The organism is Streptomyces sp. GDS52 (assembly GCF_052246875.1).
In the GTDB taxonomy this organism is placed as follows: Bacteria; Actinomycetota; Actinomycetes; order Streptomycetales; family Streptomycetaceae; genus Streptomyces; species Streptomyces cathayae.
In genome coordinates this window covers 2,717,239-2,732,686 of sequence record NZ_CM125966.1, presented here as the reverse complement: position 1 = coordinate 2,732,686, position 15,448 = coordinate 2,717,239, and the positions used below count along the sequence as shown (strand labels likewise).

Annotated in this window: 15 protein-coding genes; 8 read left to right on the top strand and 7 right to left on the bottom strand. The window is 70.3% G+C overall.

The features are described 5' to 3' along the window. Window positions 1–89 precede the first annotated feature (89 nt). Window positions 90–1,427 (bottom strand): polysialyltransferase family glycosyltransferase, encoded by a 1,338-nt coding sequence (locus tag ACTWJ9_RS12285; RefSeq protein ID WP_443295706.1) that lies wholly within the window; start codon window positions 1,425–1,427, stop codon window positions 90–92. Continuing rightward, a complete protein-coding gene (locus ACTWJ9_RS12280) occupies window positions 1,424–2,404 on the bottom strand; it encodes a glycosyltransferase family 2 protein (protein ID WP_443295705.1) in 981 nt (326 codons plus the stop codon). Before ACTWJ9_RS12280 ends, ACTWJ9_RS12285 begins: the two co-directional genes overlap by 4 nt. A 198-nt stretch (window positions 2,405–2,602) precedes the next feature. On the opposite strand from ACTWJ9_RS12280, the gene ACTWJ9_RS12275 reads away from it, so the two are divergent. From ACTWJ9_RS12275 to ACTWJ9_RS12260, 4 genes are all read left to right on the top strand, one after another. Continuing rightward, a complete protein-coding gene (locus ACTWJ9_RS12275; protein ID WP_388704465.1) occupies window positions 2,603–3,937 on the top strand; it encodes a DUF6716 putative glycosyltransferase in 1,335 nt (444 codons plus the stop codon). 367 nt (window positions 3,938–4,304) lie between these two features. Next, entirely contained in the window at window positions 4,305–5,555 is a 1,251-nt protein-coding gene (locus ACTWJ9_RS12270) for a cytidylyltransferase domain-containing protein (RefSeq protein ID WP_443295704.1), read from the top strand. Window positions 5,556–5,576: 21 nt separating this feature from the next. Continuing rightward, on the top strand, window positions 5,577–6,515 hold the full coding sequence (locus tag ACTWJ9_RS12265) for an N-acetylneuraminate synthase family protein (protein WP_279337949.1): 939 nt from the start codon (window positions 5,577–5,579) through the stop codon (window positions 6,513–6,515). A 49-nt stretch (window positions 6,516–6,564) separates the two neighbouring features. After that, window positions 6,565–7,629, top strand: a complete 1,065-nt coding sequence (locus tag ACTWJ9_RS12260; protein ID WP_279334299.1) for a hypothetical protein — start codon at window positions 6,565–6,567, stop codon at window positions 7,627–7,629. Between the two features lie 17 nt (window positions 7,630–7,646). On the opposite strand, the gene ACTWJ9_RS12255 is transcribed toward ACTWJ9_RS12260, so the two are convergent. Further along, window positions 7,647–8,936, bottom strand: a complete 1,290-nt coding sequence (locus tag ACTWJ9_RS12255) for a helix-turn-helix transcriptional regulator (protein ID WP_443295703.1) — start codon at window positions 8,934–8,936, stop codon at window positions 7,647–7,649. Window positions 8,937–9,092: 156 nt separating this feature from the next. On the opposite strand from ACTWJ9_RS12255, the gene ACTWJ9_RS12250 reads away from it, so the two are divergent. Both ACTWJ9_RS12250 and ACTWJ9_RS12245 read left to right on the top strand, forming a co-directional pair. Then, complete coding sequence (locus tag ACTWJ9_RS12250) at window positions 9,093–10,178, top strand: S-(hydroxymethyl)mycothiol dehydrogenase (RefSeq protein WP_387038850.1); 1,086 nt, start codon at window positions 9,093–9,095, stop codon at window positions 10,176–10,178. Beyond that, on the top strand, window positions 10,175–10,804 hold the full coding sequence (locus ACTWJ9_RS12245; RefSeq protein ID WP_387038848.1) for an MBL fold metallo-hydrolase: 630 nt from the start codon (window positions 10,175–10,177) through the stop codon (window positions 10,802–10,804). The genes ACTWJ9_RS12250 and ACTWJ9_RS12245 overlap by 4 nt, the downstream gene beginning before the upstream one ends. 186 nt (window positions 10,805–10,990) lie before the next feature. Here the strand turns inward: ACTWJ9_RS12245 and ACTWJ9_RS12240 are convergent, their stop codons facing one another. The 3 genes from ACTWJ9_RS12240 to ACTWJ9_RS12230 all read right to left on the bottom strand — a co-directional run bounded on the left by ACTWJ9_RS12240 (window position 10,991) and on the right by ACTWJ9_RS12230 (window position 12,682). Then, window positions 10,991–11,194: a hypothetical protein gene (locus ACTWJ9_RS12240; protein WP_443295702.1), complete on the bottom strand. Its 204-nt coding sequence runs from the start codon at window positions 11,192–11,194 to the stop codon at window positions 10,991–10,993. A 116-nt stretch (window positions 11,195–11,310) separates the two neighbouring features. Continuing rightward, window positions 11,311–12,108, bottom strand: a complete 798-nt coding sequence (locus ACTWJ9_RS12235) for a hypothetical protein (RefSeq protein WP_279337948.1) — start codon at window positions 12,106–12,108, stop codon at window positions 11,311–11,313. Window positions 12,109–12,268: 160 nt separating this feature from the next. Continuing rightward, window positions 12,269–12,682: an ATP-binding protein gene (locus tag ACTWJ9_RS12230; protein WP_279334294.1), complete on the bottom strand. Its 414-nt coding sequence runs from the start codon at window positions 12,680–12,682 to the stop codon at window positions 12,269–12,271. A 197-nt stretch (window positions 12,683–12,879) separates the two neighbouring features. Here ACTWJ9_RS12230 and ACTWJ9_RS12225 point away from each other — a divergent pair, with 197 nt between their 5' ends. After that, entirely contained in the window at window positions 12,880–14,172 is a 1,293-nt protein-coding gene (locus ACTWJ9_RS12225) for a hypothetical protein (protein ID WP_279334293.1), read from the top strand. Further along, the gene (locus tag ACTWJ9_RS12220) at window positions 14,172–14,723 is read left to right on the top strand and encodes a GNAT family N-acetyltransferase (protein ID WP_279334292.1); all 552 of its coding nucleotides are present in this window, start codon (window positions 14,172–14,174) and stop codon (window positions 14,721–14,723) included. The genes ACTWJ9_RS12225 and ACTWJ9_RS12220 overlap by 1 nt, the downstream gene beginning before the upstream one ends. Before the next feature lie 366 nt (window positions 14,724–15,089). On the opposite strand, the gene ACTWJ9_RS12215 is transcribed toward ACTWJ9_RS12220, so the two are convergent. Continuing rightward, entirely contained in the window at window positions 15,090–15,272 is a 183-nt protein-coding gene (locus ACTWJ9_RS12215) for a type II toxin-antitoxin system HicB family antitoxin (RefSeq protein ID WP_279334291.1), read from the bottom strand. Window positions 15,273–15,448 lie beyond the last annotated feature (176 nt).

Below are 15,448 nucleotides of genomic sequence, written 5' to 3'. Positions count from 1 at the left end.
ACGGGCCGCGGGGGCTCCCGCGTGCGGGTGCGCAGACGCGCTCATGCGCAGGAGTGCTCGTGCGCAGGCGTGCTCGTGCGCAGGAGTGCTCAGCGGCGGGCCATCGTCCGGCGCAGCCTGCGCGCCCTGCGCGCGACCTTGCGGACCGTGGCGTTGCGCGGCAGGAAACCCAGCCGGTGCGGCACCCCGCCGGGCAGCCCGAGGGACGTCAGCCGCTTCTTCCTGAAGTACCGCCGGGTGCCGCCGTCCAGCCGCGTCGACAGGTACCGCTCCGCCTCGGGCCGCAGCCCCGGCAGGATCCTCGGCTGCATGGTGAAGCCGACGGCGCGGACCAGGTCGCCGAGCGCGTCGGCGGTCATGGTCCCGCGCCGCCCGGCGACCGCCGCCGGGTCCGTCGGCTCCGGCAGCAGCGCGTCGACGACGGTGACCGGGATCCGGTTGCTGTTCTCGTAGGGCGTCAGCCGGTCCAGCAGGGTGTCCGTGCCGACCCGGGCGACCGGCAGGCCGTACAGGGCGGACGCGGTCAGCAGGGCCGTGGAGAAGCAGCCGACGACCAGGGCCGGGCGCATCCGCTGGTACAGCACCTCGGCCAGGACCGGGGTGTCCACCACCGCGAGGTCGACGCCGAGCCGCTCGGCCTCCTCCTCCAGGGTGCGGGTGAAGCGAGCCGGGGCCGTGGGGTGCGGCTTGAACACCACCCGGCGGTGACCGAGGTGCACCGCGCCCTTCAGCATCCGCACATGCAGGTTCTCCTCCTCCTCGGCGGAGAGGATGTTCAGCGCGGAGAGGTACTGGCCCAGCAGCAGCGCGGGCTCCGTCACATCGGGCAACTCGACGCCGGTGTCGACCAGTTCGGCCAGCACCTTGGTGAACGCCGGGGTCGGCACCACCTCCGGTGCCACCCCGAACTCGGTGAGCAGCAGCGGCTCGAGACCCGGCACCAGGTCGAGGTGGAGCAGCCGCTCCACCCGGGTGCCGACCAGCGGGTCGATCTTGTTGCGGGTGGGGCCGTAACTCATCAGACCGTCCGCGTAGACGGTGACGGGCGCGTCGGTGAAGATCTGCGCCACCCCGAGCGCCGGGTTGACCTGGAGGGACTCCACGGCGAGCGCCACGTCGTCGTCGCCGATCTCCCAGGCGAGGCGCAGATACCGTTCCCACAGGGGCACGTCGTCCGGGCGCGGTTCCCAGCCGCCGGGGTGGAACGGGAAGATCGCCTCGTTCCACGACAGCACGTCGTCGAACCGGGGCCGCAGGTGCTCGAACCCGGGCATCTCGTCCACGGCGGGCGTCGTCTCGGGCGTCGTCGCGTTGTTGGAGACCAGCAGGATCCGCCGGCCGGCCGGGGCGAAGCAGCCCGAGTCCAGGGCGGCGGCGAGGGTGGCCGCCCCGTAGAGGGTCGACGCCATGAAGATCTGAGTGGTCACGCGGCGACCTCCGAGGCCGGCACCGGACGGCGGCGCAGCCGGCGCAGCCGGGTGGCGCGCTCGGAGTCCATCGAGTCGAGTGCCTCGTCGAGCACGTCCTGCGGCATGCGCCGCAGCGCGGCGGTGCCCATGTCCTTCAGTTTCCGGGCCACGGACGGCTCGAACCTCTCGATGGATCCCAGGTGGTGGGAGATGATGGCGCAGTAGGTCCGCACGGCCTTCGGCAGCAGGGTCGCCGCATCCGCGTCCCGCGCGGTCTCCTCGATCACCTGGTCGAACGCGCGGATGAAGTCGAGCTGCCGGGCGTCACCGATCTGGGTCAGCGACGAGGAGACACCGCGCCGGTAGAACACCCCGAGCAGGCTGGTCACCGCGAAGGACTCCGCCTCCCGGTGCAGCTTCCAGATCCAGGGCCGGTCCTCGGCGGTGCGCAGTCCGTCGGTGAAGTGCAGCAGGCCCCGTTCGACGAGCCTGCGGTGGTAGACGCCCGCCCAGGCATAGGCGTAGTCGACGGAGGTGGTCCGGTGGGCGGGGAGGATCGCGTCGCGCGGGTCGAGCGGCACGTTGCGCCGGCCGTGCGGGACGCGCTGCACGGTGCGGGCCCGCGCCGTGCACTGCACGTGGTCGGTGCGGACGAAGTCGCAGTCCAGTTCCTCGATCGCGGAGACCAGCCGGGCGTAGTAGCCGGGCGCCAGCCAGTCGTCACCGTCCAGGAAGGTGAGGTACGCGCCGCGGGCCCGGTCGATGCCGGTGTTGCGGGCGGTCGCGAGACCGCCGTTCTGTTCGTGTCTCACCAGCACCGCCCCCGGCAGTTCACGCTCCGCGCGCGCGAGGAGATCCGCGGTTCCGTCGGTCGAACAGTCGTCGACGAGAATGAATTCGAAGTCCTCCCGCGCGTTGGCGCGCAGACTTCGCAGGGCATCGGGGACGTATGGGCGCACGTTGTAGAACGGCACGATGACGGAGAGCTTGGGCACGTCAGTGACGTTAGGCGGCGGCCCGTCATTCGTCTTTACCCGAACCTTGATACGCGGTGAACGACGCGTGTCGAAGCGGTGAAGCGAACATTTTTCCGGGCGCCGGGCGGGCCGATTCGTCATTCGGCGATCTTCTGTTAACCATTTGTTGGATTCCGGTTGGGCCGCTGCTGGAAATTGCTTCCTAGCGTCTTCGTCGTGCCAGTAAGTGCAACGAAGACCCTGCGAGTCGCCGTCCTCGCGGATTCCGACACCCGGTGGAAATGGGGCGCGCTCACCGCGAACCGCATCGCCCCGGGGAACCCGGAAAACCCGGACATCCGGCTGGACGGTTATCTCCTGCGGGGTCGTGCGACTCCCACAGCCCGTCAGCTCGAAGAGGTCGGCGTCCGGGCGGACGCCCTCCACGAGGTGACCGCGGTCCAGTTCCTGCACGCCATGCGGGAGGAGCCGTACGACGTCCTGGTCCTCGCCCTGGTCGGCGGCGGCGTCCAGGCGATGCTGCACGGACTCGGACGGGTCTGGCAGGACGGCCCGGCCGGCCGGCCGAAGCGGCCCGTCGTGGTCACCGGATACGTGGGCGTCGTCTACGAGAAGCTCGCCGACGGCCTGCTGCTGCGCCACGGCGCCGACCTCGTCCTCGCCAACTCCCGCCAGGACGCGGACCGTTTCCGCACCGTGTACGAAGGAGTGGGCGCCGACGCCGGCTCGGTGACCGAGGTCGCGCTGCCCTTCCTCGGCGGCGCCGCCCACACGGGCGAGCACGACCCCTACACGGTCGTCTTCGCCGCCCAGCCCTCCGTCCCGGAGAGCCGCAAGGACCGCACCTACCTGCTGAACCGGCTGATCGAGCACGCCCGCCGGCACCCCGAGCGCGAGGTGCTGCTCAAGCTGCGCTCCAAGCCGGGCGAGCACACCACGCACATCGAGGAACTGCCGTACCAGAAGCTGGCCCAGCGGTTCGACCCGCCGGCCAACTTCCGCCTGGTGTACGGGCACATGGGCGAGGTGCTGGACCGCACCGACCTGCTGGTCACGATCAGCTCCACGGCCGCCCTGGAGTCCCTGCACCGGCGTATCCCGACCGTCGTCCTCACCGACCTCGGGGTGCGCGAGGCGCTCGGCAACCACCACTTCGTCGGCTCCGGCTGCCTCGCCTCCTGGGACCAGCTCGACGCCGGGCACCGACCGGTGCCGGACGAGGAGTGGGTGTCCCGGCAGGGCGTCGCGACCGGTGGTTCGTACGCCACCGCCTTCGACGCCGCCCGCGCACGCGTCGCCGGACTGCTCGACCGCCCCGGCGGCCTGCCGCCGCTGGCCCCGTACTACACACCCGTCACCGCGCCCGGCTACCTGCCCGGCCTGCTCGCCCGCCACCACCTCGGCCCGGACGGCACCCCGCTGCCCGGCGCCCCCGCCGCCGACAAGGAGCCCGGACCGGTCCGGCAGATCGTGCGCCGCGCGGCACGCGGCGCCTACCGGCACGGCGTCCAGCGGGTGGCCCCGGTGATCCGTCGGATGGGCGAACTGTGACCGCCTCCCTTCCTGCTCGAGGAGCTGATCCCTTGACATCTCCCCCAGCTGAAGCAGGGGGATTCAACCCTCACGGGTTGAGCTTTCTGCTTCATCGACAGCAGCCGACCCGAACAAACGGCGAGGACTGGTGTGCCAGCCATCGGTCTTACGCCAGCTCCACAGACCTGACATCCCGCCAGCCCGGCGGTAGACCCGGCCGACTTGGTTCTCGCCGACCGGGCAATTCGGAACCTATCGCCCATCTGGAGGCCATGACTGCCGGACGACGAACCGCCCTGACGGTCATTCGTCTTCCCCTGCCCTGCTCCGCAGGGGCCCGAATCACCCCCGCCCTGAAGGACGGGGTCTACTCGGAGGAGATCCGATGAACGAACCGCAAGTGGACCGGGGCGGAGCGCCGGTGCGCCGGGTGCTCGCCGTGATCCCCGCACGCGGTGGCTCCAAGGGCGTGCCCGCGAAGAACCTCGCGCCGGTCGGCGGCGTCCCCCTGGTGACCCGCGCCGTCCGCGAGTGCCGGGCCGCACGCCACGTCACGGACGTCGTCGTCTCCACCGACGACCAGGCCATCGCCGCCGCCGCCCGGCAGGCCGGCGCCGAGATCGTGCTGCGCCCCGCCGCCATCGCGGGCGACCTCGCCACCTCCGAGGCCGCCGTCCTGCACGCCATGGACGCCCACGAGGCCCTGCACGGCGCCGCGGTGGACGTCGTCCTGCTCGTCCAGTGCACCAGCCCCTTCCTGGTCCGCGAGGACATCGACGGGGTGGCCGGCGCGGTCGCCGAACAGGGCGCCGACACGGCGGTGACCGTGGCCCCCTTCCACGGTTTCGTCTGGCGGGACGCGACGGACGCGACGCCGGACACCGACCCGGCGACGGGCGGCTTCGGCGTCAACCACGACAAGTCGTTCCGCCCCCGCCGCCAGGACCGCCCCCAGGACCTGCTGGAGACCGGCGCCGCCTACGCGATGGACGCGGCCGGCTTCCGCGAGCACCGGCACCGCTTCTTCGGCCGGACCGAACTCGTCCGCACCGACCCCGCGCGGGTCCTGGAGATCGACGACCCGCACGACCTCGCCCGCGCCCGCGCCCTCGCCCCGCTCTTCGACGCGGAGAGGCCCGGCGCACTCCCGACCGCAGACGACATCGACGCGGTCGTCCTCGACTTCGACGGCACCCAGACCGACGACAGGGTGCTGATCGACGCCGACGGACGGGAAGTCGTCGCCGTGCACCGCGGCGACGGACTCGGCATCGCGGCCCTGCGCCGCAGCGGCCTGAAGATGCTGATCCTGTCCACGGAACAGAACCCGGTCGTCGCCGCCCGCGCACGCAAGCTCAGGCTCCCCGTGCTGCACGGCATCGACCGCAAGGACCTCGCCCTGAAGCAGTGGTGCGAGGAACAGGGCATCGCGCCCGAGCGCGTGCTCTACGTCGGCAACGACGTCAATGACCTCCCGTGCTTCGCCCTCGTGGGCTGGCCCGTGGCGGTCGCGAGCGCCCACGACGTCGTGCGCGGCGCCGCACGCGCGGTCACCACCCTCCCCGGTGGCGACGGCGCCGTCCGGGAGATCGCCGGCTGGATCCTCGGCCCTTCTCTCGATTCCCTCCCCAAGTAAGGAAACACCGTCATGAGCACTGTGAACTCCAACTCCCGCGTCCGCAGCTTCGGTACCCGCGAGGCCGGCCCCGGCCGCCCCGTGTACGTCACCGGTGAGATCGGCATCAACCACAACGGCGACATCGAGAACGCGTTCAAGCTGATCGACGCCGCCGCCGAGGCCGGCTGCGACGCCGTCAAGTTCCAGAAGCGCACGCCCGAGATCTGCACCCCGCGCGACCAGTGGGACATCGAGCGCGACACCCCCTGGGGCCGGATGACGTACATCGACTACCGCCACCGCGTGGAGTTCGGCGAGGAGGAGTACGGCCAGATCGACGCCTACTGCAGGAAGAAGGGCATCGACTGGTTCGCCTCCCCGTGGGACACCGAGGCCGTCGCCTTCCTGGAGAAGTTCGACGTCCCCGCCCACAAGGTCGCCTCGGCCTCCCTCACCGACGACGAGCTGCTGCGCGCCCTGCGTGCCACCGGCCGCACGGTCATCCTCTCCACCGGCATGTCCACCCCGAAGCAGATCCGCCACGCGGTCGAGGTCCTGGGCAGCGAGAACATCCTGCTCTGCCACTCCACCTCCACCTACCCGGCGAAGGCGGAGGAGCTGAACCTGCGGATGATCAACACCCTCCAGCAGGAGTTCCCGAACGTCCCGATCGGCTACTCCGGCCACGAGACCGGCCTGCAGACCACCCTGGCCGCGGTCGCACTCGGCGCCACCTTCATCGAGCGCCACATCACCCTGGACCGCGCCATGTGGGGCTCCGACCAGGCCGCGTCCGTCGAGCCGCAGGGCCTGACCCGCCTCGTCCGCGACATCCGCACCATCGAGGCCTCCCTCGGCGACGGCGTCAAGAAGGTCTACGAGTCCGAGCTGGGCCCGATGAAGAAGCTCCGCCGGGTCCCCGGCGTCGTCGCCGAGGCGGAGATCGCCGCGGCCGCCGGCGAGCCGCTGACCGTCTGACCTTCCCTCCACCCACCATCACCTCGACGACGGGAACGGTCGTACGTAGATGAGCCCCCGCGCCGGGAACGCCGGCTCCCACACTCTCGCCTTCGTCGAGAGCCCGGTACAACTGCTGAACGTGCTGGAGTGGGCGCACGCGCATGCGCCCGGCGCGGGGCTCACCCTCGTGGTGCTGTCCCCCGTCGACCCCATGACCCGCGGCCAGTTGCGCCGCATGTCCGAACTGGCCCGCGAGGAGGGCCATGTGGTCCGCTGGGAGGAGGCGCGCGGCGGAGCCGGCGCACCCTTCCGGACCATCGCCGGCCTGGCCGGCCCGCTGCGCCGGGCCGACCGCGTCCTCCTCGGGGACCCCTTCTCCCGGTACGTACAACTCCTGCTGACGATCACCCGGGCCCGCGACCTCGTCGTCGTCGACGACGGCACGGCGACCATGGAGTTCGTCGGCCAACTCGCCCGCGGCGAACGCCTGGTGCGCTGGCACCGCAAGGGCGGCCGGCGCGGCCCCCGGGACCTGCTCCTCGCCCCGGTGTCCGGCGTCGCCCGGCGCAGGCTCACCCCGGGCGGCAGTCGCCGGGTGGAGGTCTTCTCCTCGATGCCGGTGGCGGACATCCCGCCCGGAGTCACCGTCAGCGCCAACGCCTTCGCCTGGACCCGGGCCCGGTTCGGCCCGCCCCGCATCACCCGGACCGCCGACATGGTGGGCACCTCCCTGGTGGAGACCGGCGTGGTGGACGCCGACGCCTACCTGGAGGCCGTCCGCTCCCTCGCCAAGACCCACGGCGCGACCCGCTACTTCGCCCACCGCCGCGAGAGCACCGAGAAACTCCACCGGCTCGCGGTCGAGACGGGCCTGGAGATCGTCCGCCCTGAACTCCCGCTGGAGCTGATCGCCCGCCGGGGCCCCATCGGCGGCACCGTCCTCAGCTTCCCGTCGACCGTCGTCCACACCCTCCCCCTCGCCCTGTCCGGCACGGAGGTGCGCATCGCGGTCTGCGACATCGACCCCGCCTGGCTCACCGAGAACGCCTCCCCCCGCGCCCAGGGCTTCCTCTCCGGCGTCACCGGCACCGCCCGCGACGTCCACCGCCTGTCGGCGGTGGCGACGGCGTGAACGGACGACGGCGACGGTCACCGCCCCTCCCGGCCCCCGGCCACCGGGCCCTGCTCGTGCCCGTTCAGGGCCAGCGCCGCGGCCTCGCCCCGTGAGCTGACCTCGAGTTTCCTCAGCACTCCGGTGACGTGGAACTTGACGGTGCTCTCGGTGATTCCGAGTGTGTCGGCGATGGCCTTGTTCCGCTTGCCCTGCGCGAGAAGGTGCAGAACCTCCTGCTCCCGCGCCTTGAGGCTCGACAGCCTGGTCTCCCCGGTCCTGACGGCCGGCGGGTCGAAAGGAAGGACGATGCCGGCCCGGCTTCCCCAGCCCGGCACGGCGTCGAGGCTGACCGTGGCGCCGAGCGTGCGGGCGCGGCCCTCGAGCTGGCGTGACAGCGCGTGCACGTCCACGCTCCCGGATTCCTGTTCCCGCACGTCGATCCGCAGTGACGTGTCGTCACAGGTCCAGGCGACGCGCAGGCGTGACGGACCCGGTTGCGCGGTGAGGGCCAGCACCGCGGTCCGGGTCATCGCGCGGGCGGCGTAGGCGACTTCTCCGGGCAGCGGACGCGCCGCCTTGGCCGGCGGCACGAACTCGACGCTCGCTTCGTGGTGTTTGAGCAGGTGCCGGACGTCCCTGCGCAGCTTCGTGAACGCGGCCGGGGCCGGTTCCTCGCTCAGGGCCAGATCGGACTTCTGGGCGGAGCGCAACGCCACCAGCGCGACGGAGGCGGACTCGGTCGCGGCCACGCGGGCACGGCGATCGTCGAGTGCGGTGGCGCGCAGCGTGTTCAGGATGGCCACCAGCGCGCTCTCGTGCGCCGTCGCCATCTCGGTGATGGTGCGGGCCCGCTCACTGGAGGCCGCGCGTGACTCGGCGAGGTAGTCCGGGCTCGCCTGCGCGACCTGCTGGCTGATCGAGGTCGCGACGATCCCGAAGAGGGCCGACAGGGCGGCGGGCCGCGGGAGTTGCTTCCGGGAGCCGCGCGGCACGAGGACGAGCAGCGTGCCGACCGGGTCGCGGACGGCCCAGACGGTGCGGGCGGCCCCGCCGATCGCCGCCGTGGTGCCGATCGGCCGGCCGGGCTCGACGAGGGCCTTCAGCTGTTCGAGTTCGTCGATCGTGACCTTGTTGACCATTTCGGTCGCACCGGAGACCTTCCGCGGCCGGCCGGTGCACTCCTTGGTGAAGACGACGAGCGCGGTGTGCGGCCACCGGTCCGACAGGAAGCGGGAGAACCGGCGTGCGATCTCGTGCAGCGGACCCTCGATGACCTCTCGCAGGGCGAGGAGGTCGGTCTCCGGCAGTGCCTTCATGTCGAGCATTCCACGCACCATAGCCGGTCCGGCCGCCCTGGCCGGAAGTCGAGGTTCTACTGGTCCGTCGCACAGGCCGCCCGTCCCCGGCCCGGAGCTAACGTCGTGGAGGACATGCGCCGGTGCGCATGCGTTTCCGAACGACTGATGAAGGAACCAACTCAGATGCCCCAGCAGGTCCGCGGTGTGATCGCCCGTTCCAAGGGAGCTCCGGTCGAGCTCACCGACATCGTGATTCCCGATCCGGGACCGGGTGAGGTCGTCGTCGCGGTCGCCGCGTGCGGCGTGTGCCACACCGATCTGACCTACCGCGAAGGCGGTATCAACGACGATTTCCCGTTCCTCCTCGGGCACGAGGCCGCCGGCACCGTGGAGAGTGTCGGCGAAGGGGTCGACTCGGTGCAGCCCGGCGACTTCGTCGTCCTGAACTGGCGTGCCGTGTGCGGGCGGTGCCGGGCCTGCAGGCGCGGGCGTTCCCAGTACTGCTTCGACACGTTCAACGCGAGCCAGAAGATGACTCTGACCGACGGGACGGAACTCACCCCGGCGCTCGGCATCGGCGCTTTCGCGGAGAAGACCCTGGTGCACGCCGGACAGTGCACCAAGGTGGACCCGTCCGCGGACCCCGCCGTCGTGGGTCTGCTCGGCTGCGGTGTCATGGCCGGCCTGGGCGCCGCCGTCAACACCGGCGGGGTGGGCCGAGGGGACTCGGTGGCTGTCATCGGCTGCGGCGGCGTGGGCGACGCGGCCGTCGTCGGGGCGCGGCTGGCGGGCGCCTCGAAGATCATCGCGGTGGACCGGGACGAGAAGAAGCTGGCCTGGGCTGCCGACCTGGGCGCCACCCACACGGTCAAGGCCGGGGAGACCGACGTCGTCGCCGCGATCGCCGAGCTGACGGGCGGGTTCGGCGCCGATGTCGTCATCGACGCGGTCGGCCGGCCCGAGACGTGGAAGCAGGCGTTCTACGCGCGCGACCTCGCCGGCACCGTCGTGCTGGTGGGCGTGCCCACGCCGGAGATGAAGCTCGAACTGCCGCTCCTCGACGTGTTCGGCCGCGGCGGCTCCCTGAAGTCGTCCTGGTACGGCGACTGTCTGCCGGAGCGCGACTTCCCGATGCTCGTCGACCTGCACCTGCAGGGCAGGCTGCCGCTGGAGAAGTTCGTCTCCGAGCGCATCGCGCTCGACGAGGTCGAGAAGGCCTTCCACACCATGCAGGCCGGCGAGGTGCTGCGTTCGGTGGTGGTCCTGTGAACGGCCTGCGGATCGAGCGCGTGGTCACCTCCGGCGTCTTCGCCCTCGACGGCGGCACGTGGGACGTCGACAACAACGTCTGGCTCGTCGGCGACGACGACGAGGTCGTGATCATCGACGCGGCGCACGACGAGCGAGCGATCATCAAGGCGGTGGGAGACCGGAACGTGGTGGCCGTCGTGTGCACGCACGGTCACAACGACCACGTTACCGTCGCACCGCAGCTGTCCCGTGAGCTCCAGGCGCCGGTCCTGCTGCACCCCGGTGACCGGGAGCTGTGGGAGATGACCCACCCCGGCCGGGCCTTCGAGCACGTGAGCGACGGGCAGCGCCTCGACGTGGCTGGCACGGCGCTCGAGGTGATCCACACCCCGGGGCACTCTCCCGGGTCCGTCTGCCTGCACCTGCCCGAGGCCGGGGTGCTGTTCACCGGGGACACGCTGTTCTCGGGCGGCCCCGGAGCCACGGGCCGTTCGTTCTCCGACTTCCCCACCATCATCGGGTCCCTCCGCGACAGGCTGTTCGCGCTGCCGGAAGAGACCCGTGTCCACACCGGACACGGGGACGGCACCACGATCGGCACCGAGGCGCCGCACCTGGCCGAATGGATCGCCCGCGGCCACTGAGCCGACCCCGGGCCGGCGAACGACCGGCGACAACGCCTTCGTCGTGATCACGTGCGCCTTGGGCGGAGCACATGATCAGACGAAGGCCGCCTCAGTGTCCGGAAAATGCCCAGGTGAGCGACCCGGTCCGAGATGCCGTTCGACGCCGGAGGCTAAAAGAACAAGCTGAGCAGCCTTGTGGAGTCCTCAGGAGGACCGGCGCTGCGAGCGCCATGCCGAGAGGAGAGTGACACCGAGGACTCCGCCTGCTCCACTGCCGAGCACCAGGCCCATCGCCATGTTGTCGAAGACAGTCAGCCCGAGCACGAGCCCGACTGCGATGCCGATCAGCATGCCTGCAACAAGCCCTGTGCTGTTGGACGGTACTCCGGCGTCCTCGTTTTTCGTCACACGATCATTGTGCCGAACGAGCTCCCGGAAGCGAGCCTCGATACGGCCAACCTTCGAGGTCGGCCAGCCCTTGTAGAACAAGCTCAGGAAGGGGGTGGGCGAGGGAAGTGCTTGGTCTAGCAGCGGGCGAGGATTGCTTCTGGGACGCTGAAGAGTTCACCGCAGTGAACGCAATGGGCATGGCCGAACACGTAGGGGAGTTTGCCTGCGACCTCGGGATGCCCATCGGAGAGGGCGCGTGTGTGGAGCCTGGGTAGCAGTCCGTCAGCGGTGGTCGGGTCCTGAGGCTGGAGCGGGATCGTGTGAGCCGGTGGCCGCTTGAAGTACATCTCATCGGCGGTGGAGTAGCGGCAGCCCTCTCCCAAGACGATGAAGTTCTCCGAGAAGCAGGCCGGGCAGGGGACCTCGTACTCCTCTCCGTTCACCTGGTCGAGGTGCTCGCCCCAGCCTTCGACTCCCTCGAAGCTGAGCAAGGTCGACAGGAGCTGAACGTAGTTCAGGGAGTCATCGACGAGGGCGGGGTCGCCCAGTGCTTCCTCTGTCAGCGCCAGCAGTTCGGCGATATCGGCAGCATGGGTGACGAAGGGATCCACGACCTCGTCGCGGATGTCGCGACTGGCCACGATCTGGCCGGCCAGGTAGAGCGGCATGCGCCGTTCAGCGAGTGACCACTGCCGGGCCTTCTCCGCCAGTTCCGGCAAGGCGGCGTAACTGGCTGAGTAGACACCGCCCTGGTGGTACAGGCGGGAGGCCAGAGCGTCCCAGCCGGGATCCCGAGGGTCCGGGCCGACTGCGTCGAGCAGGGCGGGAATGTCTTCCGCGGTCCCATAGGCGTGGTGGAGCTGAGACCAGTCCGTCATGTGGAGATCCAAGCAGAGGCCGATTTCCAGGTGAGCCATCGGACTGCTGCTCATCTCGCCCACGCCCAAAGGGGCTGGCGAGGAGCTTCCCGGCCTTGCCTCAAAGGGCGCCGACGGCGACAGGTGGCGTTGCAGTCCGGTGCGCAGTCGATGGCCGCCTGCTGTCGAGGGCTGAGGTGATCGACGCGTGGCAACTCCGCCACGGGCGACGTGCTCACTGCTCGCTGTCCACATGCAGTTCGGCCCACACCCGTTTCCCGCCGTGCACCAGTTCACTGCCCCAGGCGTGGGCGAGCGCGTCGACGAGGAGGAGGCCGCGGCCGTGCTCGTCGTCGGGAGACGGCGTGCCCGTGGTGGGTCTGGTGCGGCAGGAGTCGGTGACGACGATCCGCGCGGACCGTGCTCCGGTGCGGGTGATGGAAGCGCCGACCGTGGCCGAGTCCGTGTGTTCCAGCGCGTTGGCCATCAGCTCCGTGACGACCTGCCTGGCCAGGTCCACCAGCTCGATCAGGCCCCAGGTCTCCAGGGCCAGCGTCATGTCTCGCCGCGCCTGTCCGGCGGCCTCCAACGTCGCCGGATAGCGCTCCTGGTAGCGCTGTGGTCCTACTGGTGCCGCGGACATCGTCATGGTCGCGTCCTTCAATGGTGGTGCTCGGGTTCGGCCTCGACAGCGTCTTGCGCTGTCACCTAGAGGAAACTGTTTTTCACACTCCGTCACCGGACTTGTGGGCGGACCTTCCCGCGGACTTTTTCTCAACTGCCGGACTTTTCCCCCGGGCGAGAGGGCTACCGTCGACGAAAGCAGAACCCCTTCGGGAGGCCAGGGTGGATGAGACGCCGACGCCGTTCGCGCAAGCCTGCACAGAGCGCGGATGGGCCAAGCCGTCGACGTTCATCCCGGCCTTCGAGGCGACCGCCGAGTTGGTCGGGGAGCAGGTGACCATCACCGACCGCCAGGTCCGGCGGTGGCGTCGGACGCATCCGCCCAGACCGCATCCGCCGGCCTGGCGCGTGCTGCACGCGATGTTCGGCGTGAACCCCGTTGACCTCGGCTTCCCGGGGCCAGGGCCGAGCACGACGGTGGACGGGCCGCACGCGCCGTCGGGAGAGGTGAACGTGGACCGCAGGACCTTCGTGGCCGACGCGATCGGCGTAACTGCCGGCGTGGCGGTAGGGCCTCGGAAGGGCATCGGAATCCCGGAAGCCGTCGGCACGGCTCACCTTCTCGAACTCCGTGAGGGCCTCCGCTCGCTGTACACCCTCGACGACGCGTACGGAGGGGGCGACGTCCGCTCCCTCGCCGTCCGCCATCTCCGGCGAGTGCGCCGGATCATCAACACCAGTGACTACCCGGACACCGTCGGACGTCAACTCCAGCTTCTCGTCGGCGAAACCGCGGAGCAATGCGCCTGGCTGTACTACGACGCCGACGAGCAGGACACCGCCCGTCGCTACTGGGGCGAGGCCCTGACCACCGCGACCATGCTTCACGACGCCGGACTCCAGATCCTGGTCCTCGTCTCGCTGAGCATGCAGGCCAGTTACGAAGGCCGACCGCGTGACGGTTACGACCTCGCTCGCGCGGCCCACTCGCTCGCTGTGCCCTTCGGCTGTCCGGCACTGCTGTCCCTGATTGCCGCTCGCGAGGCTCGCGCTCTGGCGCTCATGAAGGACCGGAGCAGCGCACGCAAACGGCTCGCCGACTCCATGCGGATGGTGGACCGCTCCGGTCGTGGACGCCCGGCCCCGGACTGGGCCGCTTTCCACGGACCAGCCGAACTGGACTACGCCCAGGGCCTGCTGTACTCCGACACCGGGCACCACAAGGCGGCGGTTCCCTTCCTGCGCGCAGCGCTCGCCCACCAGGACCGGTCGTACGGACGCAACCGAGCCCTCTACCGGATGACCCTGGCCCGCAGTCTGGTCCAGGCCGGTGAGGTCGACGAAGGAGCGGCTGAGGCAGCCACCAGCCTCACCCACCTCGAAGAGGTGGAGTCCGGCCGTGTGAACCGACGTGTGGCCGACGTACGCGACCTGCTTCGAAGCATCGACGCGGTGAGCGCCCGCGAGGCCGCCGAGGAGCTGACCGAGTACACCGAGCTGAAGGGAGTCGTGTGATGGCCGGGGAAACGTACGAGCGGTACGAGGGTCAGGAGGGCGCTCGCCGACTCGATGCCTTCCTCCCCGCCTACGAGGAGGTGTACGCCGAGCCGCCCTACCGTGAGGGGCCGTGCGACATCGCCGAGTTCATCGACACATACCAGGTCCACACACGGCGACCCGGCTTCCGTCTCGTCCTGGCCCGTGACGGGGAGGAAGTCGTGGGCTTCACCTATGGTTACTTTCTCGCTGCTGACACCCGCTGGTGGGAGAACCTCCAGGACATCCGGCTGCCGGGCACCTTCACGCAGGAGGACGGCCGGCGCACGTTCGTCATCATCGAGCTGGCCGTACGGAAGGCGTGGCGGCAGCACGGCATCGCCGCCACGCTGCATACGCGGCTCCTTGAGGGCTTGGACGCCGAGCGGGTCACTCTGACGGTGCGGCCCGAGCCGGAGGCCGCGCCCGCGCAGTCCGCCTACGCAGCGTGGGGGTATCGGAAGGTGGGTGTCTCTCATCCGTGGGACGAGGCGCCGTTGTACGACTGCATGGTCCGCGAGCTGCGCTGAGGTGTCGGCGTCTGCCGAGTGGAAACAGGTGCGGGGCACCTACGTGGGCACACCCAACGCTGCCCGCGCTTCTCGTACTTGGTTGCTCCCTGCTGAGTCAGGACCTGTGCCCGATGCGGTGGACGGCGGAGGCCCGGAGCAGGCCACGAACCTGGATGCACTCGGCCACGGTCTCGTGATCCTTGATCAGCTCAGCGTTGGTCCGGTCGGCCTGGCGGAGGGTGACTCCTCCCCCTCGTGAACGAGGGGGCTTCTCGCTGCCGGTGCGGCTCGTCCCGTTCGAGGGCCTTCGCGGCAGCCGGGCCGTAGAGGCCGGAGGGGACGGCAGGACTCATGCGGCGCGCCGGATTTCGACGGGCGCGGTGATCACGTCGGTGACCTCGGGGCAGGCGCCTCCTCGAAGTGCAGTTCCAGTGCCTCGCGGAGGTTCTCCAGGGACTCCTCGATGGTTTCTCCCTGCGAGGTGACCTCGACCTGGGGGCAGCGTGCCACGTACCAGTCGCCCTCGTGGGTGATCGCGGCGGTCAGGTGCAGTGCTTCAGTGCTCATGTCGCCAGTCTGGTACGCGTCGTTTCCGTAGACCGGGGGCTTTTCCAGCTGTCACCCCGGGCCTGCCCCATATTGACCGATGGAAGGCGTTCCCGGCTTGGGTACATAGGCCGCGGCCCATGCCGGACGAGGTGCTGAAGAGCCACCGTCGATTGTCGGATCACGGGGGTTCGTGC